Genomic DNA, 23,597 nt, shown 5'->3' on the forward strand with positions numbered 1-23,597 from the left:
TCCCTCTCACAGCGCGTTACGACGGGCACGAACGCAGCACCGGCCCGGCTTTGCCGCACCTGTTCCAACGACGCCGCGGCAGCTGGCGCTGGAGCGTCATCGGCTCGACCACCGTGCGCAAACTCCTCATCGCCACGCTCGACCGCTGCTATCTCGCGCCTGATCGAGAACGGGACCGATCCGTTGTTCGTGCAGCAGCAGGTTGGCCATTCGTGGGCCTCGACGACCGCGGTGTATACCCACGTCAGTTCGAATGCGAAGAACCGGATGCTGCGGGCCGCGTTGTCGACCGCGTTCGAGGTCGAGCGGGGGATGTCGTGAGCGTCAAGGTCGGCTACTACTGGCACCTGCGCCGACTGATGGCTGATGCTGGCATGTTCGCCACCACGGATCTGGTGCCGTTGCTGGCCGAACGCGGGGTCACACTCTCACGTGAGCAGGTCTATCGGCTGGTCGCCCAGAGACCGGAGCGGTTGTCACTCACCGAACCGAAGCCCGGGTGTGAGCGGGCTCATCGACTTAGGTTAGACTGCGCTAACTAACATAGGTTAGACTCCACTAACATGCGGGCTGTTCAGTCGGGCGACGAAGTTGAAGCGGCAGGGGTGTGCTGATGTACGTGTGCCTTTGTGTCGGGGCGACTAACCAAACCGTGTCCGAGTGCGTTGCTCGCGGAGCGTCAACATCCAAAGAGGTGGCCGCCGCGTGCGGCGCCGGCGCCGACTGTGGCCGTTGCCGACACACCCTGCGGGCGATCATCGCGCAGGCCGCGCAATTGGAGACCAGTGGCTCTCGGTAGCGATCAGCTGCCACGCCGACCGGTGAAATCGGCCAGCGCCCGCGCATTGGCCTGACCGCCCAGCAGCTGGGCGAACTGGTCGTTTTCGCGAACGGTTGCCGCAGTGATTTCCGGACGAATCGGTTCGTCGCCAACGGCTCGTACAAAGCCCGCAGCCGCGCGGCGTCTTCGGCGCCGATGTCGTCCGGCGTGAAGTCCAGCATGAGAAAACTAGAACACGCTCACCTCCGGCACCGTTGGCGGGGCGCCCTACCCGGCTGGGCGTATCTGATGATCACTGCCGACCAGCTGGCCGATCAGCCCGGCGAGCTGCCGGTAGGACCGTTGCCGGCCGCTGGACGAACGAAATACTAGCCCGATTCGTCGGCCGGGACGGGGTGCGGCGAAGTAAGCCAGTTCGAGTCGACTGCGCGCGGTTTCGACGGGCACCGCGCTCTGTGGGATCAACGTCACGCCCAGCCCGCCGGTCACGCACTGCACCGCCGTCGTCAACGACGCCGCCCGGGTGTTGGTCAGCGCGGCGCGCACACCCGCCTTGCGGCAGATGTCGAGAACTTGGTCGCGCAGGCAGTGCCCCTCGTCGAGCAAGAGCAACGGCAGCTGTGCCAGTGCGCTCGCCGGCACTCGCCGCTTGCCTGCCAGCGGATGTCCCGGCGGCAGCGCGAGCACAAAATCCTCATCGTAGATCGGGATTTCACTGATGCCGGTAGCCGCAGCCGGCAAGGCGATCAACGCGGCGTCCAGTGATCCTTCGCGCAGTGCGGTGAGCAGCCGCTCGGTCTGGTCTTCGACCACCCGCACGCTCAGCGCGGGCAGCCGCTCGGCCATCCCCGCCAGCACAGTCGGGAGCACATATGGCGCGACCGTCGGGATCAGCCCCAGCCGGATACTGCCCTGCAGCGGGTCTGAGGCGCCCGCGGCCGCGGCGGCGAACGCGGTCACGGCCTCGAGCACCGCTTGCGCGTGCGGCAGCAGCTGCTTGCCTTCCGCGGTCAGGAAAACCCGACGGGTTGACCGCTCGACCAGCTGGACGCCGAGACCGGTTTCCAGTGCTGAGAGGGCCTGCGACAACGTCGACTGACTGAGGCCCAGAGTTGTTGCAGCGCTGCCGAAATGCTGCTTTTCCGCGACCGCGGCGAAGGCGCGCAGCCCGGCGATTGTCGGCTGATAACTCTTATCGGTCATGCCTATCAGTATAGTGAGATATATCACCTTTTATTCTGAGTTGCGTTGCGGCAATATGGACTGAGTAAAGTCTTGACTAAATCTAATCTTCTCGAAAAGGAGCAACATGGCACTGCTGACCATTGGTGACCAGTTTCCCGCATACCGGCTGACTGCGCTGATCGGTGGCGACCTGTCCAAGGTCAACGCCCAGCAGCCCGGCGACTACTTCACGACGGTCTCCAGCGACGACTACGAGGGCAAGTGGCGGGTGGTGTTCTTCTGGCCGAAGGACTTCACCTTCGTGTGCCCGACCGAGATCGCGGCGTTCGGCAAGCTCAACGACGAGTTCGAGGATCGCGACGCGCAGGTTCTCGGTGTTTCGGTGGACAGCGAGTTCGTCCACTTCCAGTGGCGTGTCCAGCACAAGGACCTCAAGAAGCTGCCGTTCCCGATGCTGTCGGACATCAAGCGCGAACTGGTCGAAGCTACCGGTGTGCTCAACGACGAGGGTGTTGCCGACCGGGTGACGTTCATCGTCGACCCCAACAACGAGATCCAGTTCGCCTCGGTGACCGCGGGTTCGGTGGGCCGCAACGTCGACGAGGTGCTGCGCGTGCTCGACGCTCTGCAGTCCGACGAGCTGTGCGCCTGCAACTGGCGTAAGGGCGACCCCACGATCGACGCCGGCGAAGAGTTGAGGAAGTCGGCCTGATGACCCGCGCCGGCGACGATGCAGAGTGAAGCGATGAGGAGGAGCGGCGCATGAGCATCGAGAATTTGAAGGACGCGCTGCCCGAATACGCCAAGGACCTCAAGCTCAACCTCGGCTCGATCAGTCGCGCCAGCGTGCTCAACGAAGAGCAGTTGTGGGGCACGCTGCTGGCTAGTGCCGCGGCGACGCGCAATACCCAAGTGCTGGCCGAGATTGCCGCCGAGGCGGTCGACCACCTGTCTTCCGAGGCCTACCGGGCGGCGTTGGCCGCCACGTCGATCATGGGCATGAACAATGTGTTCTATCGCGGCCGCGGCTTCCTCGACGGCAAGTACGACGACCTACGCCCCGGGTTGCGGATGAACATCATCGCCAACCCGGGCGTGGACAAGGCGAACTTCGAGCTGTGGTCGTTTGCGGTGTCGTCGATCAACGGGTGTTCGGACTGCGTGACGGCCCACGAGCACACCCTGCGCGAGGCCGGAGTCGACCGAGAAGCAATCCTCGAGGCGTTGAAGGTGGCCGCCGTCGTTGCGGGTGTCGCGCAGGCTATCGCGACGAGTCGAACGCTGGCGGCGACCGGGTAGAGCGCCGCCCGGCGACGTGCGGCCCGCGGGCCGGGCTGGTGAGGAGTCGGGCAATCGACCGTAGACTTCGGGTCTGTGGTGGTGAGCCAGATCGATCTGCAGCATCTGCGTCGCTGCGTCGAACTCGCCCGAACCGCGCTGGACAATGGGCACGGCCCCTTTGGGGCGATCCTGGTCGACGCCAAGGGCCGAACTCGTTACGAGGACCACAATCGCGTCACCGATGACGACCAGACGTTGCACGCGGAGCTGGGGATCATCCGATGGGCCGTAGCGAATATGGCTCCGGTTCATCGCATTCGAGCAACGGTCTATACGTCCTGTGAGCAGTGTCCGATGTGCGCGGCCGCGCACGCCTGGGCGGGTCTCGGGCGCATTGTCTATGCCACGTCCTGCGCGCAGCTGACCCAGTGGCTGAGCGAGTGGCAGGTGCCCACAACGCCGGTGGCCATGCTGCCGGTCGACACGGTGGCGCCCCGAGTGGTGGCTGACGGGCCCGCTCCCGAATTGGAAGCCGAGATCAAATCCCTCTACGAAGCCAGGTACCGGCGATGACGGTGCCGCCTTGGGTCGGGCATGTGATCTGGTGGCATGTCTATCCCCTCGGGTTCGTGGGGGCATTCCCCGCAACGGAACCCCCGGATCCGGGCGAACACCGGCTGCGACGGATCGTCGATTGGTTCGACCACGCGATCCAACTCGGTGCTTCGGGAATCGCGCTGGGACCGATCTTCGCCTCGCGCACACACGGTTACGACACCACCGACCACTACCGGATTGATCCCCGACTCGGCGACGACGAAGACTTCGACTATCTGATTGCCGAAGCGCATCGGCGCGGCTTACGGGTGCTGCTCGACGGAGTGTTCAACCACGTCGGCGCCGACTTCGCTCGCTATCGTGATGGGTGGTTTCGCGATTACCCCTTCGAAGGCCACGCCGACCTTATTACGCTGAACCACGACAACCATGAGGTCGCCGACTACACCACTGACGTCATGGCGCACTGGTTGCGACGAGGAGCTGACGGCTGGCGTCTGGATGCTGCATATGCTGTCCCGCAACAGTTTTGGGCTTCAGTCCTGCCGAGGGTTCGTCAACTCCAGCCGGATGCGTGGTTCGTCGCGGAGCTGATCCACGGTGACTACGCCGCGGTGGTCCGCCATACCGGGTTCGACTCCGTCACCCAATACGAACTGTGGAAGGCGATCTGGAGCAGCCTCAACGACGGAAATTTCTACGAGCTGGACTGGGCAATGGAGCGCCACAACGGTTTCGTGCAAAGCTTTGCGCCGCTGACCTTCATCGGCAACCACGACGTCACCCGCATCGCCAGCCAACTTCAGCGATCTGAGCACCTCGCCCACGCCCTGGTGCTCCTCATGACCGTGGGTGGCATTCCCAGCATCTACGCCGGCGACGAGCTCGGCTACCGTGGGATCAAGGAGGAGCGGTTCGGCGGTGATGACGCGGTACGTCCCGAATTCGGTTCTCCCCGAGCGGCACTGGATGCGCGCAGGGCCGAGGTATGGCGGCTACATCAATACCTGGTTGGCCTGCGCCGACGCCACTCTTGGCTGCATGCCGCGTCGACGTCGACGTTGCAACTGGACAACCGCTATTACGTGTACGAGTCGCGACACGGCGACGACGCACTGATTGTGGCGCTCAACATCAACGATGCCGCAACGCAGGTGGTGTTGGCCGAGCTGGGCGTGGGGCAGGCGCATGTCATCGCCGGCAGTGGTATGCCGCCCCAGGAAGTCGTCGACCGGGTGCAGATTGAGCCGCAGGGCTGGCGAATCATGCGGCCCGTCTAAGGCTAAGTCTAAGTCAGCCGCTCCAGCGTGCGTGGATCTGCCTCGCCCTCGTAGTACCGGTCGAGCAACTCCACAAAATCCTGGTTGTCCTCGGTGGCGTGGGCGAACAGCGTCATCGACGAGCGCACTTTCAGATCGTCGGGAGACCCGAAGATCTCGCCGATCGAGCGGTCTTGCACCGCGTTGACCAGTTGCGCGCACTCGTGTAACCGCGATCCGAGCAGTTCGTGCCCTAGATAGGCGCGGGCTTCGTCGAGCGAGGAGATCGCATATCTGGCCGTCGTCGAACTGCTGCCCAGCCCGGCGATCTGCGGGAAGATGAACCAGATCCAATGGCTGCGCTTGCGGCCGGCGCGCAACTCGTCGAGGACTTCCGGGTAAACCCGGGCTTGGGCATCGACGAAACGCTGGAGATCGAAGGGGTCGCTTGCGGACTGCATATGACCTACGGTGGCACAGTGGTCAAACGGCGGGTGCCGAGGGTAAACGATCTCGCGCCGCTGATCCGGTTCCGCAAGCCCCGGTTCGACCGCACCCAACGCCGGCTGGACGAGGCGCAGACCGTCCACGATCTGCGGCGCATCGCCAAGCGGCGGACACCGAGGGCGGCGTTCGATTACGCCGACGGCGCGGCCGAGGATGAGATATCGCTGGCACGCGCGCGACAAGCCTTTCGCGACATCGAGTTTCACCCCACGATCCTGCGTGACGTCAGCAATGTCGGCACCGGCTGGGAGGTGCTGGGCCAGCCGGTGGCGCTGCCCTTCGCTATCGCCCCGACCGGCTTTACCCGGATGATGCATACCGAGGGCGAGATTGCCGGTGCCCGGGTGGCCGCTGCGGCCGGGATTCCGTTCTCGCTCTCGACGCTCGGCACCGCGTCAGTAGAAGACGTGGCGGCCGCCGCTCCGCAGGGCCGCAGGTGGTTTCAGCTGTACATGTGGCGCAATCGGGACCGTTCGATGGCGCTGGTGCGGCGGGCCGCCGACGCCGGGTTCGACACCCTGCTGGCCACCGTTGATGTCCCGGTCGCCGGTGCGCGGCTGCGTGACGTGCGCAACGGGATGTCGATCCCGCCCGCGTTGACGCTGCGCACCGTGCTTGACGCCGTGCCGCGCCCGCGGTGGTGGTTCGACCTGTTGACCACCGAGCCGCTTGCCTTCGCGTCGCTGGATCGTTGGTCGGGCACCGTTGGTCAATACCTGGACACGATGTTCGACCCCAGCCTGACCTTCGATGATTTGGGCTGGGTCAAGGCGCAGTGGCCTGGCAAGCTCGTCGTCAAGGGCATCCAGACCCTCGACGACGCGCGCGCCGCGGTCGACTGCGGCGTCGACGGCATCGTGTTGTCCAATCATGGTGGCCGCCAACTTGATCGGGCTCCTGTGCCGTTTCATCTGTTGCCCGCTGTGGCGCGTGAACTCGGCAGGGACACCGAGATCCTGCTGGACACCGGGATCATGTCGGGCGCCGACATCGTCGCCGCAATCGCGCTCGGCGCACGCTGCACGCTTATCGGCCGCGCCTACCTGTATGGGCTGATGGCCGGCGGGCAAGCGGGCGTTCGGCGCGCCGTCGAGATCCTGGCGGGGCAGCTTACCCGCACGATGCGGCTACTCGGTGTCACCTGCCTCGAAGAACTCTCGCCCAAGCACGTGACGCAGCTGCGACGGCTGGCGCCGGGCTGAGTTAGCGGTGGGTTTGAAGGCGCGTCTCGTGGGTAGCTCTGGTATTCAAGTACTCCTCCCCCGCCGGGGGCTACCGACGAATCTGGAGGCTGCGCCGTGACGCTCACGGACAACTGCCTTTCGTCCATGGATGAAGCGCTGTTCCGAATGATGCGTGCCACCGGCCGGACCGCGGTCGTCCAGTGCATTTGGGTCTACGAACGCCCGGTAAACTTCGCGGGGTTGCGGCGCCTTCATCGCGAGCTCGGGCGCGGATTGTTAGGACGGCGGATCGAACGTTCCCCATTGCCGTTCGCCCGCCATCGCTGGGTCGCATATCAAGGGCCCGATATCGACGTCGCCGAGCAAGCCCGTCCCCGCCAGGACCTCAGCGACTGGGCCGATGAACGTGCCCAGCTGCCCGTCGATCCCGAACGGGGGCCGTGTTGGCATCTCGGGGTCCTGGCGCTGACCGACGGGTCCACCGCGGTCAGCCTGGTCGTGTCCCACTGTCTGGTCGACGGCCTGGGGCTGGGCGGCGCGATCGCTGACGCGATCCACGGCAGCGATCGCGATCTCGGCTATCCGCCGCCCGGGTCGCGCAGTCGGTGGCGGGCGGTCATTCAGGATGCCGCGCAGGTCGCGAAAAGCGGATCGGAGGTTGCCCGGGCGATCGCTGCGTTGGCAAGGCAGACTCGCGAGCAGCGTGACGCCGGCCAATCGTCGCGTGCTTCGCGACCCGCCGGAGTGTCAGGCGGCGACAGTGACGAAGCTGTCGTCGTACCGATGGTCACCGTCAGGGTCGACGGGGACAACTGGGATGCCCGCGCGAAAGCTCTTGGTGGAATGGGTCATCACCTGATCGCCGGCTTCGCCGCGAAACTGGGCGAACAGCTGGGGCGCCGACGTGCCGCAGACGGTTTGGTTACCCTGCAACTGCCGGTCAGCGATCGCACCGGAGACGACACTCGGGCCAATGCGTTGTCGTTCGTGAGCATCGCGGTCGACCCGGCGCCCGTCACCAAAGATTTGCATGGCGTCCGGATAGCCAACGGACAAGCATTCAGGGAGTTGCGGGCACACCCGGAAGAATCCAATCCGATTCTGGCGCTGACCCCGCTCGCTCCGTTTGCGCCGAGGCGTGTGCTCAAGCGGGTGGTCGACGCGGCTTTCGACTACGACGAATTGCCGGTGGGGTGTTCCAATGGCGGCGATGTCGATCCGGCCCTTGGTCGTGTCGATGGCGGCGATGCTTCGGATGCTTTCGCGCGCGGGGGCGAGCAACACGTCACGCGGGGCCACCTCGAGCAGACGCGCGGCCAACTTACCGTGTGGGCGGCGCGTTTCGGCGACAAGGTGGGCCTGACCATCGGCGGCTATCAACCCGGCCGAGTCGAGAGCAAGTCAAGTTTGCGGGAACTGGTGACGGAAACGCTCGCGGAGTTCGAGCTCGCCGGCGTCATCGATTGACAGGGCGCTCGGCTGTCATCTCGGCGTAGCCGTCGTGGTCGGGTTTCATCGCCGCGGCCACCAGTTCCCACAGCGCCTCATCGGTGCCGCCGCCGACCCTCGCCAGCTTCATATCACGCCACTATCGACCGATACATGTCTCGTCCACCAGGTAGCCGCCGGCGCCGCCGAAGATGTGCATGCACTCCGACAGCACCTCTTCGCCGAGGCGGGCGGCGGTGACCTTCACGGCCGCCGCGGCACGCAGATCGACGCGGCCCTGCGCGGCAATCCCGTTGAGCCCGTGTCGTAACAGCCCGACGCGTGCCTGCAGGTCGGCCATGCGCAGGCGCAGCGCCTGATGCTCGAACAGCGTGGCGCCGAATTGCCGGCGCGTCATCATCCGGGCATGGGTGATGCCGAGGGCACGTTGGCAGGCCGACGCGACTTGCCCGGCGATCGACATGCGTTCATGTGCCAGCCCCCAGGAGATCGCCGCCAAACCAGTTTCCGGGACGGGCGATGAGCGCATCTGCCGGCACGTGGGTGTCGATATGCACCGCGGCGGTGTCCAGCGGCCCGGCGCCGACTTTGCGATAGGGCGCCTGCACGTCGACCTGTGCGACCAACTTCGCCATATCGGGCTGCTGGCCGTTGCGCCACTTGTGGGCGAATACACCGGCCTTGCCGAGCCGCTCGACCAGTTCACGCGGAAACCGTTCGGCGGCTTCGGCTTCCGCGGCCAAGTCCACGATCCGCTGGTCGAACACCTCGTCGAGCAGTTTGCGGTAGTCGTCGATGCCCAGGGCCGCCAAGGCGGTCATGTGATCATCGTCGCGAGGTTGCGTTGGACTTCCAGTCGCCGCAGCTTGCCCGACGACGTGCGCGGCAGCGCCCCGGGTGACAGAAACACGACATCGGAAGGGACGACGCCACATTCGGATGCCACCCGGGCCACCAGCTCGCTGCGTGCGCTCGATTCGTCGGAGCCGCGGAATTCGGCCGCGATCACCAGGCCCGGCCGCGTGCCGTCGTCGCTACCCACTGCGACGACCCCGCCCTCGCGCACGCCGTGCACTTGGGCGGCGGTGCGTTCGATCTCGGTCGGGAAGACGTTGCGGCCGGCGACCGTGATGATTTCCTTGGCCCGCCCGCATACCACCAGCCCGTCGTCGGTCAGATAGCCCAAATCGCCTGTCTTGAACCAGCTGTCCGGCTGTAATGGGGGCTGCCCGACATAGCCTGACATCATCGAAGTGCCGCGGATCTCGATCTCGCCGACCTCGCGGTCGATCACCTCGGCGGCGTCCTCACTCACCGAGCCGATCCGTATTTGCATGCCCGCGAGCGGCTCACCCAGGACGGCGTGGCGCACCGGCGCGCCGGATCCTGCCGTCTCGACTTCGTCATACCGAAGGCCGGCGCCGGGATGCGGGATCGTCACCGCGCAGCTGGCCTCCGCCATCCCGTAGGACGGCGCGACCGCGCCTGGATCCAGACCGCATTTCGCCAGCCCGGCGGTGAACCGCTCCAGCCCGGCGCAGTCGACCGGCTCGCCGCCGTTGATCGCTACCCGCAACCGCCCAAGATCGACCTCGGGCGCCAGACGGGCGTACTTGCCGATCAAGCTGTAGGCGAGGTTCGGGGCGGCGGTCAGCGTCGCACCGCTGTCCTGCAGCCATGTCAGCCAACGAACCGGGGCGGCCGAGAAGGCCGTGGTGGGGGCCAGCCATAACGGCAGTCCGGCCTTCGCGCAGGTGAGCAGGAAGACCAGGCCCATGTCGTGGTAGAGCGGCAACCAGGAACACCCTGCATCGGCCGAGCGGTCGACATCCAACCGCTCGATCAGGTCGTTGATATTGCTCAGCATTGCCGTGGGTGACACCTGCGCAGTGCGCGGGCCACCGGTGGAGCCGGCGGTGCCCTGCAGTACTGCTGGCGTGTCGGATGCGTCGGCAGCCGGTGCTCCGGCGGCCGCGTCCCGGCCCTGAGCGGCCGCGCTGACGTCGAGCGCCGGCAGCGGCGGATCGGATGCGCGCAACAGGTCCAGCACCTCTCCATCGCCCAATACGATGCGCACGCCGATTCCGATGAATCGGCTTAGCGTCGAGCGCGCCCACTGCTGCGGGTCGGCACCGCGGATTGGTCCGGGCAGGATGGACACGCTCTGCCCGGCAAGGCCGGCGCCGTGAATGGCGGCGACGAAGTCCCCGGTCGGCTCGCCGACCAGGCCGACCGCCCCCGGGTTCTCTTCGGCGAGGATCCGGGCGGCGATGCTTTCGGCGCAGGCGTGGACCTGTGGCCAGGGGTGGCGGATCCAGCCGTCGGTGTCCCGATCGAAGACCATGAGATCGTGCGGGGACGTCTTCATCGCCTCAGCCAGGGCGGTCGCGAGCACACTCATTTTGCAACGGAAATTTCCGCTTGTATGGCCGTCTCGAGGTCGCGGACGGTCTCGCAGCTCAGCAGCTCCTTTTCGGACATCGCCACGCCGAGTTTGTCCTCGATCGCCACGATGCCGACTGCGAAGGCCACGGAGTCCAGCCCGACGTCGTCGATCAGTCGCGAATCGGGGGTTACCGGGGCGAGATCGATATTCAGGTCGTCGCGCAGTATCTCCTCCAATACGGCGCCAATGTCAGGTGTTGGCTTCTCCATGTTGTTGGGAATCCCCGATAACTGTGCGAGTAAACACCTCCGGCGGCTAAACGGTAGCGACGCTACGTTGCGGTTACCGACGCGCCGCCCTGGTTTCTTCCAGACCGGCCGTGCCGGTGTTACCGGACGCCTGGGCGTGCGTGTTCTGGGCATGCACGACGACTTTGTCCAGCGCCGTCAGCAAGTCCTTGTCAACGAACGTGGTCGACTCGTAGGCGGTCCCGCGGCCTCCCTCCTCCTACGTGGGCCCCGGACCGATCGACACCGGGGGACCTTCGTGAAATCGCTCGGCGCAGTGACGGCGATATCGACGCCGCGAAGCGAATGCTGAAGAGATTCAAAGGAATCGGCGACACCGGTGACGACATCTTCCTTCGCGAAGTCCAGGATGCCTGGACGTGGGTGCGGCCATACTTCGACAACCGTGCCGCCCGTGCCGCCAAGATGCTGGGGTTGCCGACCGATCCTGCGAAGCTGGGTGCGCTCGCCCCGCGTGCCAACGCCCGGGTGGCCGCAGCGTTGGTGCGGGCCTCGCTCGATGACGATGTGCGCCAACAGGTGGTCGGTTGAACCGGCGGTGACCGTGCGGATCGGCACCTCCGGGTGGTCCTATGACCACTGGACCGATGTGCTCTACGCCCCGGGCCTGGTATCCGCGCGCCGCTTGAGCCGCTATGTCGAGGAGTTCGACACCATCGAGCTCAATGCGAGCTTCTACCGCTGGCCCAAGGATTCCACATTCGCCGGGTGGCGTGCGCAACTTCCGGCCGGCTTCACGACGTCGGTCAAGGCCCATCGCGGATTGACTCATTACCGTCGGCTGGCGTCACCCGAGCCGTGGATCGACAGGTTCGAAAGCTGTTGGCAATTGCTCGGCGATCGCCATGGGGTGCTGCCGGTGCAGCTGCACCCGCAGCAACGCCGCGACGACGCTCGCCTCGACGGCTTTCTCGCCCGCGTGCCCGAGTCAATTCGGGTGGCAGTGGAATTGCGGCACCCCTCCTGGAACGACCCGGCGGTGTATGCGGTGTTGGAGAGCCGTTGTGCCGCCTACGTGGTGATGAGCGGGGCGGATCTGCCGTGCATCCCACGTGCCACCACCGACTTCGTCTATGTGCGGATGCACGGCCCCGATCCGGCCACCATGTACACCGGCTCCTACACCGACGAGGAGCTTCGGACGTGGGCCGGGCGGATCGGCGAATGGGACGCCGACGGCAGGGACGTCTGGCTGTACTTCAACAACGACCTCTACGGCCACGCGGTGCGCAATGCCATGTTTCTGCGCGACCTTGTGGGTTAACCCGCGCGAGTAGGGTGAAGGTCATGGCCAACTCGAGAACATTCGTCATCATCGGCGGTGGCCTTGCCGGAGCGAAGGCTGCAGAAGCCCTGCGCGACAAAGGCTTCGACGCCCATATCATTCTGTGCGCCGAGGAGGAGCTGCTTCCTTACGAGCGGCCTCCGCTGTCGAAGGAGTTTCTGGCGGGCAAGAAGTCGCTCAGCGATTTCACCGTGCACGACTCAGCCTGGTACTGCGAGAACGAGATCGACCTCCGCCTCGGCACACGCGTGCTGTCCGTGGATCCGGCCGCACACAACATCAAGCTTGCCGACAACACAGGCGTCGGGTACGACAAGTTGCTGCTCGCCACCGGATCGCGCTCACGGCGACTGCCCATTGGAGGGTCTGATGCCGCGGGTGTTCATTATCTTCGAACATTCGACGACGCGTCGACGCTGAATTCGGCTCTGGTGGAAGGCTCTTCGCTGGCAGTGGTCGGTGCCGGATGGATCGGGCTGGAAGTTGCCGCCAGCGCCCGGCAGCGCGGCGTCAAGGTCACCGTCGTTGAGGCCGCGTCGTTGCCGCTGATCGGTGCGCTCGGCGCAGAGGTCGGCTCGGTATTCGCCAGGCTGCACCGCGAACACGGCGTCGACCTGCGACTGAAGTCCCAGGTCGAGGAGATCACCACCGCCGCCGGCAAGGCCACTGGTCTGCGGCTCGGCGACGGGACGAATGTCACCGCCGACGCCGTGCTGGTGGCCGTCGGTGCGCAGCCCAACGTCGAGCTCGCCGACCAGGCTGGACTGTCGACGAGCGGCGGCGGCGTGCTGGTCGAGGCATCGCTGCGCACCAGTGACGCCGACATCTACGCGGTAGGCGATATCGCCGCCGCCGAGCATCCCCTGTTTGGCGCCCGAGTCCGTACCGAGCACTGGGCCAACGCGCTCAAGCAGCCCGCGGTCGCAGCGACCGGTATGCTGGGTGAGCAAGCCGAATATGCCGAGCTGCCTTATTTTTTCACCGACCAGTACGACTTAGGAATGGAGTACGCGGGGTACGCTCCGACATATGACCGCGTCGTGTTCCGCGGCGACGTTGACAGCCGAGAATTCATCGCTTTTTGGCTCGATGCCGGCAGCCGGGTGCTGGCCGGGATGAATGTCAACATCTGGGACGTGCTCGACGACATCAAGAGCCTGATCCGGTCGAAACGCGCCGTGGATCCTGACACGCTGGTCGATCCGCAGGTGCCGTTGGGTGATCTGGTCAGCTCAACCCAATGACGTCGGGTCGCTCTGCAACCGTTCTCGCTCGACGCGTCGACGCTTGATCCGCAGCCGGGCATCGGCAGGCAGGGTGACGGCTTCGTCGCAGGTTAGGTAGAAGATTTCGCCGCGGCACTGCGGTCGCGGCCGCGCGGCAGCAACCAGCAGCGTCGCCGGATCGTCAGCGAACATCAAATTGGCTAGTTCGATTTCACCCGAACCGCGATGGCCGATCTGGTCGACGGCAGTGGTGAGGGCGGCGGCCGTTCCGGGTGACAAGGCGCTGACGCCGTCCAGGTCTGCGTCAAGAGCCAGCCTGCACAACTGCGGATCGTGGCGGAGCAGCGCCGCCAGCCAGGAAGTCTTAGCGTCGACGGCGTCGCTTTCCACCAGCATGGCCACCCCCGAGGCCGTGGTGTGTAGGCCGGTGCGCTGCACCGCCGCGGCGGTGATCCCGGTGTCGATCAGCCACAGGCCAATGAGACTCCAGCCTTGGTGGATCCGGTCCCGCACTAAACGAGTCCGCACCTGCAGATCCGCGTCCGATAACGACGTCAGTTGCGCAGCGACTGTTGCGCGACCTTGCCCGCGTCCCAGCCGGGCAACTGGCCTGCGGCGATGACGCCGACGGAAACGCCAGCATAGGGGCGGTGACCGAAAACCGCGATGGCCCGGCTCGCCCATTCGCCGGCAACCACGTCGCCCGCCGCCATCACCTGGCTGATCAGCCGGTTGGCGGCGCGCAAGCCGGCGAGTTGGACATCGAGCGTCATCGGCGTCAAAGGCCCCGGCAGCGTCGCGGCGAGAGTTGCCGCGCTGAATACCGGGAAGCGGGAATCGCTCCGATCGTCGAACTCGGCATCCAGGCCGTCCGGCGCCGCAGCGCGTAGCTGGGTGCCGTCGGGTGGGTTGGTGCGCGGTGGCCATCTCCACGGTGTCTGGCGGCGCGAGGTCGACGATTCCGGTGCGGTTGGTCGCCGCGGCGAGTACGAGGAATCGAAGCAGGTCGTCGAAATGCAGTAGCCGCAACGGTGCGGCCGAATCCTTGCTCTGCAGCAGGCTGCCCACCGTGCGACAGATCATCCAGTCGAGCTGGCGACCCATCGGCGGCGCCATCCGGGCGATGAGGCTCGGCGCCCAGCCGGTCGACACCAGCGACTCGGCCCCTCGGTAGCGGGTCGGCTGCCCGGCCGACTGCGATGGGTAGATCAGCCGAGCACCTGAACGGCCTGCCGCATGGACGACGCGCACCAGTCCGTCTACTCCGGTGCTGCCGGGCGCAGTGGCTTCGGTCGGGGCGAGATGAAGGACCACGTCGGCGTCGTCGGCCAGCTGCTGCAGCATCGGTTCGCCGAGCCCCCGCACACAAAGTCGACGCCGGGATCCAAGTTTTCATGCGGGCGCGTTGCGGTACCGCTGACCTCGAATCCGGCGGCGAGCAGCTGGCGGGCGACGGCACGTCCAACCAGTCCGGTGACCCCGGTGAGCAGGATCCGCACGCCTTCGACACTATGTGGACGAAGCAGTTGACAGGCAACTTTCAGTTAACGAACTGCTTACGTCAATGCGGCGGTGCCGTCCGCATAAACCGTGACTTTGGCGCCCGCGATGTCGTCCTGCACGGTCACCGCCGCGCACGCCGGGTCTGGCATCAACGCTAGGGTGCGGCGATCGTCGGGAGTGCGAACCGCAACAAACGCCTTCTCCGGCCGGCCGTCGCGGTCAAACGGTGTCGTCCAGGCTTCGACGGTGCCCGCGCCCTCCCATTCCACCGCCGCATCCCGGGTGGGCTCCCGGTCGACTATGGATTGCACGTCTTCCCAACGGAATTCGGCTGACGGCGCTTCGGTGCCGTATATGCCGAAGCTGTGCTTGGTCAGGTAGCCGCCGTTGGCGGTGATCAAGCCGCGCCTCCCAGGGTTGGCCGCCAGCAGTTCGGCCATCGTCGCGATCGAGTGCGACACGTAATTGCTCCACGGACCCCCGGCGAACGTCAGCCCGCCGGTCACGGTCAGCGGCCGAGCCGGATCATCAACCGACAGTCCAAGTTCGGCGGCCGCGACCTGCACAGCGGACGGAAAACAGGAATACAGATCGACGTAGTCGACGTCGTCGATGCCCAGACCGGCCAGCGCCAGCGTGCGGGCACCGCCGATGCGGATGGCCGGCGATCGGTACAGTTCGGCCCGCTCGCTGATGGCGTAGGTGTCGTGCGCGTCGGCGCCGGCATACGGATAGACCCAACGTTCGGTGGGGATTTGCAGGCGGGTCGCGGTATCGACCGACGTCAAGACCAGGGCAGCGGCCTGGTCCACCATGTTGTTGGAATTCATCAACTTGGTGTACGGCCAACTGATCATTCGGTTCGCCGGTCCGTCCTGCCAAATCTCTTCTGCAGTAGCGGGTTTACGGATCCAGGCATGAGGATTGCGCACCGCCACGGCGTTGAACCGGGCCCATAGCTCGCCGATCCGCTTGCGGTGATCCCCGATGGACTCGCCGGCGCTGACGCGCAGCGCCTGCTCGAACATCGGGTAGATGTAGGCAGGGCGGTCCAGCCCAATGCGGTCCTCGGCAGGCCCGGCCATCGGCACGTTGTCGTCGCTGCCCTGCGCCAGCGGAACCGACTCGTTCTGATCGGTCCAGGTCAGTCGTTTGCCCCTGATGCGCAACTGCGTTCTGGTTCGCCACATTTCCGCGCCGGCCACCAACACCACGTCCGCGCGCCCGCGTTGGATATCCAGACAGGCTCGGTTGATCAGCGACTGCGGTACGTTGCCGCCGATGCCGCTGTAGCGGGTGGCCGGAGCGTCAGCGCCGATGCGTTGGCCCAGCAGCAGGCCGGCGTCGCGATAGCGCGCCGAGAACAAGTTGACCACGCGGATGGAGTCGACAGCCTCGAGCACCCTCGGGTCGGCGGCTTGACGGGCTGCAGCGGCCATCAGGTCCACCGGTTCTTTCGCGTTCTCCTGCGCGTCCGGGTCCTCACGGTGATTGAGCTGGCCATAGCCGACCAGCACCGGCGTCCTGGGGTTGACGGGCATTGAAGGAGACCTTTCGTGATGTGCGCGTGGGAAATGCTAGGCGGTGCCGGTGGAGGCAAAGAGCGCCTACCTCGGTTTGGTGCATTGTTCACCGAGCTCGTGCAGAATCGATCCGATGAGCGCACAAACCGTCACCCCCGCGGAGCTTTCCGATGACGAAGTTGCCGGCATCCACGCCTACTGGCGTGCGGCCAACTATCTGTCGGTCGGCCAGATCTATCTGCTGGACAATCCGCTGCTGCGTGAACCGCTGGCACCCGAGCATGTCAAACCGCGGCTGTTGGGCCACTGGGGTACCACACCTGGCCTCAACCTGGTCTACGCACACCTGAACCGCGTCATCCGCGACCGCGACGCCAACGTCATCTTCATCACCGGCCCCGGTCACGGCGGCCCCGGGCTGGTCGCCAACGCCTACTTGGAAGGAACCTACAGCGAGGTTTACACGGGCATCGAAGAAGACGCCGACGGCATGCGAAAGCTGTTCCGGCAGTTCTCCTTTCCCGGCGGTATCCCAAGCCATGTCGCCGCCCAGACGCCGGGCTCCATCCACGAGGGCGGTGAACTCGGGTACGCGCTGGTGCATGCCCACGGCGCGGCGTTCGACAACCCCGACCTGGTGGTCGCCTGCGTCATCGGCGACGGCGAGGCGGAAACCGGGCCGCTGGCCGCGAGCTGGCACTCCAACAAGTTCCTCAACCCGGTCAGCGACGGTGCGGTGCTGCCCGTTCTTCATCTGAACGGCTACAAGATCGCCAACCCGACCGTGCTGTCCCGCATCCCGGCCGGCGAGCTGGAGGCGCTGCTGCGCGGCTACGGCTACCGACCTATCACCGTCGCCGGGGATGATCCCGCCGACGTGCACCAGCAGCTGGCCGCCGCGCTGGACAACGCCTTCGACGACATCGGCGCAATTCAGAGGGATGCTCGCAGCGGCGGGAAAACCGAACGGCCGGTGTGGCCCATGGTCGTTTTGCGCACTCCCAAGGGGTGGACCGGACCGCAAGTGGTGGACGGCAAGCAGGTGGAAGGCACCTGGCGGGCACACCAGGTCCCCCTAGCCGAGACCCGGAGCAACCCCGCCCACCGGGCACAGCTGCAAGAGTGGCTGCGCAGCTATGAACCGGAGGAGTTGTTCGACGACGCCGGCAGGCTGCGCGCGGAGCTGCGGGCTCTGGCGCCCCACGGCGATCGCCGGATGAGCGCGAATCCGCACGCCAACGGCGGCCAGCTGCTGCACGACCTGGACTTGCCCGACTTTCGCGACTACGCGGTCGAGGTACCGCGGCCGGCGACAACGACCCACGAGGCCACCCGGATACTGGGCACGTTCCTGCGGGATGTGATTGCCCGCAACCGCGATCGGTTCCGGCTGATGGGCCCCGATGAGACCGCCTCGAACCGCTTGGACGCGGTCTACGAGTCGACGGGCAAGGTGTGGCTGTCGGAAACGATGCCCGACGATGACCACCTCTCCCCGACCGGCCGGGTGATGGAGGTGCTCTCTGAGCACCTCTGCCAGGGCTGGCTGGAGGGGTATCTACTGACCGGACGGCATGGATTATTCAACTGCTACGAGGCGTTCGTGCACATCGTCGATTCCATGCTCAACCAGCACGCGAAATGGTTGGCCACCAGCCGTGAACTGCCCTGGCGGCAGCCGATCGCGTCGCTGAATTATCTACTGAGCAGCCATGTTTGGCGCCAGGACCACAACGGCGCCTCGCATCAGGACCCCGGGTTCATCGACCTGGTCGCCAACAAGCGCGCCGAAATCACGCGGGTGTACCTGCCGCCGGACGGCAACACCCTGCTGTCGGTGGCCGACCACTGCCTGCGCAGCCGCGACTACATCAACGTCATCGTCGCCGGGAAGCAGCCCGAACTGGCCTACCTCGACATGGATTCGGCTATCGCCCACTGCACCCGCGGCCTGGGCATCTGGGACTGGGCGAGCACCGCGACCGGCGAGCCCGACGTCGTGTTGGCCTGCGCCGGCGACATCCCGACGTTGGAGACGCTGGCGGCCGCCGACATCCTGCGCCGCGAACTGCCCGACCTGGCTGTGCGAGTGGTCAACGTCGTCGATCTGATGCGCTTGCAGCCGGACTCCGAGCATCCACACGGCTTGCCGGACAAAGAATTCGACGCGCTGTTCACCAGCGACAAGCCGGTCATCTTCGCTTATCACGGCTACCCGTGGCTGATCCACCGGCTCACCTACCGTCGTAGCAACCACCCTCACTTGCACGTACGCGGGTTCAAGGAGCGAGGGACCACCACGACGCCGTTCGACATGGTGATGCTCAACGACCTGGACCGCTTCCACCTGGTGATGGACGTCATCGACCGGGTGGACAGGCTGGGCGCCCGGGCCGCGATGCTGCGTCAGCGGATGGCCGATGCCCGGCTGGCCGCGCAGCGCTACACGCGCGAGCACGGCGAGGACGACCCACAGATCGCGGGGTGGACCTGGAAGTCGAGCGAGCGGAACGAACGCAGTGAGTGACGGGAGCGAGACGATCCATCCGACCTGGGCGTCGAGCGAGTAGCCTGGTGAGATGTCGGGTCCGGAGAGCGCCGCGGAGCCGAATCCGCTGTTGTCGCAACTCTCTGCGCTGCACCAGTTCCGCGTCTACGTCGACGTAGCACTGGTCGTGGTGGTGCTGGTGCTGACGAACCTGATCGCACACTTCACCGCCCCCGGGGGGGGCGTCGCGACGGTTCCGGTCGTGGCGGTCGGCCTGCTGGCGCTACTGCGGTTCAACGGTCTGGGCTGGGCCGAGCTCGGCCTGGGCCGTGACCACTGGAAGCCCGGCGCCGCGTATGCGCTGGCCGCGACGGCGCTAGTGGCGACCGTGATCGCAGTCGGCGTGCTGCTGCCGCCGACCCGGCCGATGTTCATGAACCACCGCTACGCGACCATGTCGAGCGCACTCGTTGCCTCGATGATCATCATTCCGTTGCAAACCGTGATCCCCGAGGAGTTAGCTTTCCGCGGTGCGCTGCATGCTGCGCTGCACCGGGCCTGGGGATTTCGCGGTGTCGCGGTGGCGGGTTCGCTGCTGTTCGGGTTCTGGCACATCGCGACGTCGTTGGGCCTGACAAGCAGCAATGTCGGCTTTACGCGGCTGCTCGGCGGCGGAATCGTGGGCACGCTGGCCGGCGTGACATTGGCGGTTATCGCGACAGGGGCGGCCGGGTTCGCCTTCAGCTGGCTGCGCCGACGCAGCGGCAGCCTGATCGCCCCGATCGCCCTGCATTGGTCGCTGAATGGGTTGGGCGCGTTGGCGGCCGCGGTGGTCTGGCACCTGTCCAGCTGAGGAGTGCTTACACCAGCAGCACGGCGGCGCCGGCGATACGGCCCGCGCTGAGATCTGAAAGCGCCCTATCGGCTTGAGCCAACGGGTATTCCGGCGTGGTCACCTCGATGTGATGCTGGGCGGCGAAGTCGAGGAACGCGCGTGCGTCGGCACGGGTATTCGAGGTTACCGAGCGCAGCTGGCGCTCTTGAAACAGGTGGCGCTGGTAGTTGAGTGCCGGAATGTCGCTCAGGTGGATTCCGGCGATCGCCAAGGTGCCGCCGCGGTCGAGCGCCTCCAACGCCGGCAACACCAGATCTCCGACCGGGGCGAACAGAATCGCTGCGTCCAGGCGTACCGGTGGCGGGTCGGCGGCGCCTTGGGCCGACGCGGCGCCCAGCTGCAGCGCCAGCTCTCGGGCCTCGGCGCCGCGGGTCATCACGTGCAGCTCGGCGCCCTGGGCCAACGCGACCTGCGCGGTGATGTGGGCGCTGCCGCCGAACCCGTACAGGCCCAGCCGGCCACCGGGCGGCAGCGCAGCGCGCAGCAGCGACCGGTAGCCGATGATGCCGGCGCACAGCAGCGGTGCAAGCTCGCTGTCGCTGTAGCCGCTTGGCAGATTGTGTGCGAAAGCCGCAGGGACCATGGCGAATTCGGCGTAGCCGCCGTCGGCGTCCCAACCCGTGTAGCGGGAATTCGGACACAGGTTCTCGTCGCCGCGCTGACAGTATTTGCAGACTCCGCAGGTGTACCGCAGCCAGGCGATTCCGACCCGGTCACCGACGCCGAACTCGTCGCCGACCGCCGAGCCCAGTTCTATGACCTCCCCGACTACTTCGTGTCCGGGCGTCACGTTGTCCCGATGCACCGCAAGGTCGCCCTCGGCGACGTGCAGATCGGTCAGGCGCGCATCATCGCTTCGGGCATTCGTATAGCTTGCCGCTAATCGTCACGGCTGCAACGGGTTAGCCGGATCAAGACCTGCGCACCATCCCGACGAGCCAAAGCAGGGTCACCGATCCGAGCAGGGCGGTGAAGAAGGTGAAGATCAGGCCGCCGCCTGCGGTGTCGACGAAGAAACTGAGGATGAAGCCCCCGATCAACGCCCCGACGACGCCGATCGCGATGTCCATTAAGATGCCGGAACCGCTGCCTTTGATGACCTTGCTGCCAAGCCAGCCGGCCAAACCGCCGATGATGATGTAACCAACGACGCCAACGCTGGTCAGCGTTGTTGAGCGGGCGAGGATTTCGGTAGCTGCCATGACGTCGATCCGGATCTCCTTGGTGTTGCTGGCCAAGCCTGTGCCACGGGGGCAATGAACTACGTTCGTCAGGTTGATACTACGCGCGGAGCCGGGACGGGGCCAATACCGCCGGCCGGCTGTCCAGGGGGCGGTGGTGGCGCGCCCGGGGCGGGTGCCGCAGCCCCAGGAGCCGGTGCCGGAGCTGCAGGGGCGGGCGCCGGGGCCGGCGGAGGAGTTCCCAGCGGGCGGATCGACTCGGCCAGTGTCGTGGCGCCGGCCTTATCCACCGGATCGTTGGAGGTGCCCAGCCACACCACGAACCAGCGCTGGTTCGCCGAACCCTGCGGCGTATTCGGTCCCGACGGGCTAATCACTCCGGCCCAGATCTGGCCGTTGGGCTTGGAAGCGTCGCTGAATTTGACCTCGTAATAGGAGGCACCCCCCGACACGCCGGGGGCCGTCAGCGGAGTGTTCTCCTGGTTGATCCGGGTACCGGGATACGGCATGAAGAACTCACCCATATCCGACGCCAAACGGGTCGCAGCCTTGGTGTCGTCGGGTTCAGCACTGGCGTAAAGCTTCTGGTCCAACTTGCCGAGCACCACGCGGGTGTCGTTGGCAACCGGTGGGGGCTGGCCCGGGGCAGGCGGCCCGGTCTGTTTGCTGAGCAGTGCCGAGCCGTAGTCGAGATGGGTGGCATCCGATTCCACCCAGCCGGCCGGAATGACGTAGCTGAATCCGCCGACCGGGTTGTCGATCCGCCCGGGTTGGGGCGCGTTCGGGTCGGTTGCCGGTGGCGCGGGTGCGTTGGGGTCGGCGCCCGGTGGCGCCGCGACTGGGTCGGCGGGCGGAGGCGCAGCGGGAGCACCGGCCGGACCGGGTGCCGCATCTGCCGGGCCGTTGGGAGGCGGAGGCGCTGCCGTGGTGGTTCCCGGCGGTGGAACCGGGTCGGCGCTCGCTGTCGCCGCCGGCAACACGAGCGCGATGGCTCCGGCGCCGCCTATCGCGGCGACCGCCAGCGTCGTCCAGCGGCTTTTGGGCCGTGTCGAGTTTGCGTCCACCTTGTCCATGCGGAGAAACCTACCGTGTCAGCACCCCGGGGCACGGTCGTAACGCCGACGATGTTATTGATTTGCAGCCGATCGCGCCCATGCGATCCGACGCATCAACGCCGATCATTCGGGCCGGGCGAAGCCGGCTTGGCTCAGCACCGTTGGTCCGTGTGCCAAGCGTTATCCAAACGGTGACCGCCTCGTGCGGCGTGTAGAGTGTCATCGCTAACTACCGTCCAGTAACGTGTACGGAGAATGACGCCATACACGCCCTGAAATCCCAGGGAGCGGTGTTGCGGTGAGCCACCATCGAAGCATCGGATAACCGTTGCTCCAGGCGGAAGCCGCAGGTGCCCGTAGGTGGCCGTCACCTGGATTCAGTGCTGAAGACGAGGAGGTCATGACGGTGGAGGTGCTGGTCACCGGGGGCGATACCGAACTGGGTCGCGCCGTTGCTGAAGGATTCCGTGACGCAGGCCATGCGATCACGCTGGTCGGGGCCCGTCGCGACGATCTGGAAGTGGTCGCCAAAGAACTCGAAGCCGACGCAATCGTCTGCGACACCGCCGACCCGGTCAGCCTCGCGGAGGCGCGTGGGTTGTTCCCGCATCACCTCGACACCATCGTCAACATCCCGGCGCCGCGCTGGAACCCTGGTGACCCACGCGCGTACTCGCTGTCGGACAAGGCCGCCGCATGGCGTAACTCACTCGACGCCACCGTGCTATCGGCGATGCTGGTCGTTGACACTGTCGGCGACCACCTACGTCCCGGCGGGTCGATCATCGGCGTTGCGCCGGAGAACCCACGTCCAGGTAGTGCCGAGGCCGCGACTAAGGCCGCACTGTCGAACTGGGTGTCGGGCCAGGCGACGGTCTTCGGTGCTCGCGGTATCACGGTCAACGCCGTCGCCGCCGGCCGCGGCACGCAGCCAGGGTACGAAGGGTTGTCCAGCACGCCCCCGCCGGTTGCCGCCGAAGTCGCGCGGTTGGCGCTTTTCCTGACGAGTCCCGCTGCCCGGCATATCAGCGGACAGCTTCTCCACGTCAGCCATGGTGCGCTAACGCAATTCGCCTAGCGTGACACCTGCCGCTGGTGCACGGTCATTAGGGCAAACCGCGTGACCATCCGACTTGGCTTGCAAATTCCCAACTTTTCCTACGGCACCGGCGTCGAGCAGCTCTTCCCGACCGTTATCGCGCAAGCACGCGAGGCCGAATCGGCAGGATTCGATTCAGTTTCCGCGATCCATTTTCGTGATCCGAAGCTGGGCTCGCCCGATTATCAACATGCCCTCCTATACACCGGGCGGGGTCACGGCGGCCGCGGATCTCATCGCGTCGTCCCCTTCCACCACGTAGATCGGACATACCACCGGGAATGACCAATAATGGCCAACAAAATGCCCCTGCAAGACGTGCCGGTACCCCCGGCGCCTAGATACTCTGGGAAGTGTTTCCGCCACTACCAGATCCGCTACTGCGGCTGCTTTGGCTGCTGCCTGAGCTCTTGCCACCTCTACTGGACGATCCCGGCGAATTCG

General features: G+C 66.0%; 20 protein-coding genes and 7 pseudogenes. 15 read left to right on the forward strand and 12 right to left on the reverse strand.

Translation table 11 applies throughout. From position 1 onward, the window contains the following. Nucleotides 1-317: 317 nt before the first annotated feature. Nucleotides 318-482 (forward strand): annotated as a pseudogene (locus M5I08_RS16425) (helix-turn-helix domain-containing protein); the annotation flags it as partial. Between the two features lie 131 nt (nucleotides 483-613). Then, complete coding sequence (locus M5I08_RS16430) at nucleotides 614-799, forward strand: (2Fe-2S)-binding protein (RefSeq protein ID WP_219068008.1); 186 nt, start codon at nucleotides 614-616, stop codon at nucleotides 797-799. A gap of 3 nt (nucleotides 800-802) precedes the next feature. Here the strand turns inward: M5I08_RS16430 and M5I08_RS16435 are convergent. Both M5I08_RS16435 and M5I08_RS16440 read right to left on the reverse strand, forming a co-directional pair. After that, a pseudogene (locus tag M5I08_RS16435) lies at nucleotides 803-925 on the reverse strand (enoyl-CoA hydratase/isomerase family protein); the annotation flags it as partial. A 123-nt stretch (nucleotides 926-1,048) separates the two neighbouring features. Then, on the reverse strand, nucleotides 1,049-1,984 hold the full coding sequence (locus M5I08_RS16440) for a hydrogen peroxide-inducible genes activator (RefSeq protein WP_219067970.1): 936 nt from the start codon (nucleotides 1,982-1,984) through the stop codon (nucleotides 1,049-1,051). A 106-nt stretch (nucleotides 1,985-2,090) separates the two neighbouring features. On the opposite strand from M5I08_RS16440, the gene M5I08_RS16445 reads away from it, so the two are divergent. The 4 genes from M5I08_RS16445 (at nucleotide 2,091) to M5I08_RS16460 (ending at nucleotide 5,085) form a co-directional block, all read left to right on the forward strand. Next, nucleotides 2,091-2,678: a peroxiredoxin gene (locus M5I08_RS16445; protein WP_219067971.1), complete on the forward strand. Its 588-nt coding sequence runs from the start codon at nucleotides 2,091-2,093 to the stop codon at nucleotides 2,676-2,678. Between the two features lie 50 nt (nucleotides 2,679-2,728). Next, on the forward strand, nucleotides 2,729-3,265 hold the full coding sequence (gene ahpD / locus M5I08_RS16450; RefSeq protein ID WP_219067972.1) for an alkylhydroperoxidase, AhpD family: 537 nt from the start codon (nucleotides 2,729-2,731) through the stop codon (nucleotides 3,263-3,265). A gap of 75 nt (nucleotides 3,266-3,340) precedes the next feature. Next, nucleotides 3,341-3,820 carry a nucleoside deaminase gene (locus M5I08_RS16455; RefSeq protein WP_219067973.1) on the forward strand — a complete coding sequence of 160 codons (480 nt, stop codon included), beginning with the start codon at nucleotides 3,341-3,343 and terminating at the stop codon, nucleotides 3,818-3,820. Beyond that, on the forward strand, nucleotides 3,817-5,085 hold the full coding sequence (locus M5I08_RS16460; protein ID WP_219067974.1) for an alpha-amylase family glycosyl hydrolase: 1,269 nt from the start codon (nucleotides 3,817-3,819) through the stop codon (nucleotides 5,083-5,085). Before M5I08_RS16455 ends, M5I08_RS16460 begins: the two co-directional genes overlap by 4 nt. Nucleotides 5,086-5,093: 8 nt before the next feature. On the opposite strand, the gene M5I08_RS16465 is transcribed toward M5I08_RS16460, so the two are convergent. Then, complete coding sequence (locus M5I08_RS16465) at nucleotides 5,094-5,525, reverse strand: DUF1810 domain-containing protein (protein ID WP_219067975.1); 432 nt, start codon at nucleotides 5,523-5,525, stop codon at nucleotides 5,094-5,096. On the opposite strand from M5I08_RS16465, the gene M5I08_RS16470 reads away from it, so the two are divergent. Both M5I08_RS16470 and M5I08_RS16475 read left to right on the forward strand, forming a co-directional pair. Continuing rightward, nucleotides 5,526-6,773, forward strand: coding sequence for an alpha-hydroxy acid oxidase (locus M5I08_RS16470; protein WP_219067976.1), 1,248 nt, complete (start codon nucleotides 5,526-5,528; stop codon nucleotides 6,771-6,773). Between the two features lie 126 nt (nucleotides 6,774-6,899). Next, nucleotides 6,900-8,222 carry a wax ester/triacylglycerol synthase domain-containing protein gene (locus M5I08_RS16475; protein WP_249762838.1) on the forward strand — a complete coding sequence of 441 codons (1,323 nt, stop codon included), beginning with the start codon at nucleotides 6,900-6,902 and terminating at the stop codon, nucleotides 8,220-8,222. On the opposite strand, the pseudogene M5I08_RS16480 reads toward M5I08_RS16475, so the two are convergent. The 3 genes and pseudogenes from M5I08_RS16480 to M5I08_RS16490 form a co-directional block, all read right to left on the reverse strand. After that, nucleotides 8,212-8,830 (reverse strand): annotated as a pseudogene (locus M5I08_RS16480) (acyl-CoA dehydrogenase family protein); the annotation flags it as partial. The gene M5I08_RS16475 and the pseudogene M5I08_RS16480 overlap by 11 nt on opposite strands. A 191-nt stretch (nucleotides 8,831-9,021) precedes the next feature. Beyond that, complete coding sequence (gene mbtM / locus M5I08_RS16485) at nucleotides 9,022-10,605, reverse strand: long-chain-fatty acid--ACP ligase MbtM (RefSeq protein ID WP_219067978.1); 1,584 nt, start codon at nucleotides 10,603-10,605, stop codon at nucleotides 9,022-9,024. Beyond that, complete coding sequence (locus M5I08_RS16490) at nucleotides 10,602-10,859, reverse strand: acyl carrier protein (protein ID WP_219067979.1); 258 nt, start codon at nucleotides 10,857-10,859, stop codon at nucleotides 10,602-10,604. The genes mbtM and M5I08_RS16490 overlap by 4 nt, the downstream gene beginning before the upstream one ends. A gap of 267 nt (nucleotides 10,860-11,126) precedes the next feature. Between M5I08_RS16490 and M5I08_RS16495 the strand changes: the two are divergent. From M5I08_RS16495 to M5I08_RS16505, 3 genes and pseudogenes are all read left to right on the forward strand, one after another. Next, a pseudogene (locus M5I08_RS16495) lies at nucleotides 11,127-11,429 on the forward strand (endonuclease); the annotation flags it as partial. Nucleotides 11,430-11,436: 7 nt separating this feature from the next. After that, entirely contained in the window at nucleotides 11,437-12,162 is a 726-nt protein-coding gene (locus M5I08_RS16500) for a DUF72 domain-containing protein (RefSeq protein ID WP_219068009.1), read from the forward strand. Between the two features lie 23 nt (nucleotides 12,163-12,185). Next, a complete protein-coding gene (locus M5I08_RS16505; protein ID WP_219067980.1) occupies nucleotides 12,186-13,427 on the forward strand; it encodes an NAD(P)/FAD-dependent oxidoreductase in 1,242 nt (413 codons plus the stop codon). On the opposite strand, the pseudogene M5I08_RS16510 reads toward M5I08_RS16505, so the two are convergent. The 3 genes and pseudogenes from M5I08_RS16510 to M5I08_RS16515 form a co-directional block, all read right to left on the reverse strand. Continuing rightward, nucleotides 13,416-14,765, reverse strand: a pseudogene (locus M5I08_RS16510) (Rossmann-fold NAD(P)-binding domain-containing protein); the annotation flags it as partial. The gene M5I08_RS16505 and the pseudogene M5I08_RS16510 sit on opposite strands and share 12 nt — an antisense overlap. Then, the gene (locus M5I08_RS27320) at nucleotides 14,669-14,908 is read right to left on the reverse strand and encodes an NAD-dependent epimerase/dehydratase family protein (protein ID WP_440271460.1); all 240 of its coding nucleotides are present in this window, start codon (nucleotides 14,906-14,908) and stop codon (nucleotides 14,669-14,671) included. The pseudogene M5I08_RS16510 and the gene M5I08_RS27320, both read right to left, overlap by 97 nt. Before the next feature lie 57 nt (nucleotides 14,909-14,965). Next, the gene (locus tag M5I08_RS16515) at nucleotides 14,966-16,453 is read right to left on the reverse strand and encodes an acetyl-CoA acetyltransferase (protein ID WP_219067981.1); all 1,488 of its coding nucleotides are present in this window, start codon (nucleotides 16,451-16,453) and stop codon (nucleotides 14,966-14,968) included. Between the two features lie 115 nt (nucleotides 16,454-16,568). On the opposite strand from M5I08_RS16515, the gene M5I08_RS16520 reads away from it, so the two are divergent. Together M5I08_RS16520 and M5I08_RS16525 are read left to right on the forward strand one after the other, a co-directional pair. Next, complete coding sequence (locus tag M5I08_RS16520; protein WP_219067982.1) at nucleotides 16,569-18,962, forward strand: phosphoketolase family protein; 2,394 nt, start codon at nucleotides 16,569-16,571, stop codon at nucleotides 18,960-18,962. Nucleotides 18,963-19,014: 52 nt separating this feature from the next. Beyond that, entirely contained in the window at nucleotides 19,015-19,776 is a 762-nt protein-coding gene (locus tag M5I08_RS16525; RefSeq protein WP_219067983.1) for a CPBP family intramembrane glutamic endopeptidase, read from the forward strand. 7 nt (nucleotides 19,777-19,783) lie between these two features. Here M5I08_RS16525 and M5I08_RS16530 read toward each other — a convergent pair. From M5I08_RS16530 to M5I08_RS16540, 3 genes and pseudogenes are all read right to left on the reverse strand, one after another. Continuing rightward, nucleotides 19,784-20,656 (reverse strand): annotated as a pseudogene (locus M5I08_RS16530) (zinc-binding alcohol dehydrogenase family protein); the annotation flags it as partial. 73 nt (nucleotides 20,657-20,729) lie between these two features. Then, the gene (locus M5I08_RS16535) at nucleotides 20,730-21,029 is read right to left on the reverse strand and encodes a GlsB/YeaQ/YmgE family stress response membrane protein (protein ID WP_219068010.1); all 300 of its coding nucleotides are present in this window, start codon (nucleotides 21,027-21,029) and stop codon (nucleotides 20,730-20,732) included. Between the two features lie 59 nt (nucleotides 21,030-21,088). After that, nucleotides 21,089-22,072 carry an APA family fibronectin-binding glycoprotein gene (locus M5I08_RS16540; protein ID WP_219067984.1) on the reverse strand — a complete coding sequence of 328 codons (984 nt, stop codon included), beginning with the start codon at nucleotides 22,070-22,072 and terminating at the stop codon, nucleotides 21,089-21,091. Nucleotides 22,073-22,454: 382 nt separating this feature from the next. On the opposite strand from M5I08_RS16540, the gene M5I08_RS16545 reads away from it, so the two are divergent. Then, entirely contained in the window at nucleotides 22,455-23,132 is a 678-nt protein-coding gene (locus M5I08_RS16545) for an SDR family oxidoreductase (RefSeq protein ID WP_219067985.1), read from the forward strand. 42 nt (nucleotides 23,133-23,174) lie between these two features. Next, nucleotides 23,175-23,396: pseudogene (locus M5I08_RS16550) on the forward strand (LLM class F420-dependent oxidoreductase); the annotation flags it as partial. Between the last annotated feature and the right edge of the window lie 201 nt (nucleotides 23,397-23,597).

It is taken from the genome of Candidatus Mycobacterium methanotrophicum (assembly GCF_023515995.1).
Classification (GTDB): Bacteria; Actinomycetota; Actinomycetes; order Mycobacteriales; family Mycobacteriaceae; genus Mycobacterium; species Mycobacterium methanotrophicum.

What these genes read in the sequence shown, in the direction of transcription:
- M5I08_RS16430 (WP_219068008.1), top strand. Translation starts at nt 614, where the DNA reads ATGTACGTGTGCCTTTGTGTCGGGGCGACTAACCAAACCGTGTCCGAG.
- M5I08_RS16440 (WP_219067970.1), bottom strand. Translation starts at nt 1,984, where the DNA reads ATGACCGATAAGAGTTATCAGCCGACAATCGCCGGGCTGCGCGCCTTC.
- M5I08_RS16445 (WP_219067971.1), top strand. Translation starts at nt 2,091, where the DNA reads ATGGCACTGCTGACCATTGGTGACCAGTTTCCCGCATACCGGCTGACT.
- ahpD (WP_219067972.1), top strand. Translation starts at nt 2,729, where the DNA reads ATGAGCATCGAGAATTTGAAGGACGCGCTGCCCGAATACGCCAAGGAC.
- M5I08_RS16460 (WP_219067974.1), top strand. Translation starts at nt 3,817, where the DNA reads ATGACGGTGCCGCCTTGGGTCGGGCATGTGATCTGGTGGCATGTCTAT.
- M5I08_RS16465 (WP_219067975.1), bottom strand. Translation starts at nt 5,525, where the DNA reads ATGCAGTCCGCAAGCGACCCCTTCGATCTCCAGCGTTTCGTCGATGCC.
- M5I08_RS16470 (WP_219067976.1), top strand. Translation starts at nt 5,526, where the DNA reads ATGACCTACGGTGGCACAGTGGTCAAACGGCGGGTGCCGAGGGTAAAC.
- M5I08_RS16475 (WP_249762838.1), top strand. Translation starts at nt 6,900, where the DNA reads ATGGATGAAGCGCTGTTCCGAATGATGCGTGCCACCGGCCGGACCGCG.
- mbtM (WP_219067978.1), bottom strand. Translation starts at nt 10,605, where the DNA reads ATGAGTGTGCTCGCGACCGCCCTGGCTGAGGCGATGAAGACGTCCCCG.
- M5I08_RS16490 (WP_219067979.1), bottom strand. Translation starts at nt 10,859, where the DNA reads ATGGAGAAGCCAACACCTGACATTGGCGCCGTATTGGAGGAGATACTG.
- M5I08_RS16505 (WP_219067980.1), top strand. Translation starts at nt 12,186, where the DNA reads ATGGCCAACTCGAGAACATTCGTCATCATCGGCGGTGGCCTTGCCGGA.
- M5I08_RS16515 (WP_219067981.1), bottom strand. Translation starts at nt 16,453, where the DNA reads ATGCCCGTCAACCCCAGGACGCCGGTGCTGGTCGGCTATGGCCAGCTC.
- M5I08_RS16520 (WP_219067982.1), top strand. Translation starts at nt 16,569, where the DNA reads ATGAGCGCACAAACCGTCACCCCCGCGGAGCTTTCCGATGACGAAGTT.
- M5I08_RS16525 (WP_219067983.1), top strand. Translation starts at nt 19,015, where the DNA reads ATGTCGGGTCCGGAGAGCGCCGCGGAGCCGAATCCGCTGTTGTCGCAA.
- M5I08_RS16540 (WP_219067984.1), bottom strand. Translation starts at nt 22,072, where the DNA reads ATGGACAAGGTGGACGCAAACTCGACACGGCCCAAAAGCCGCTGGACG.
- M5I08_RS16545 (WP_219067985.1), top strand. Translation starts at nt 22,455, where the DNA reads ATGACGGTGGAGGTGCTGGTCACCGGGGGCGATACCGAACTGGGTCGC.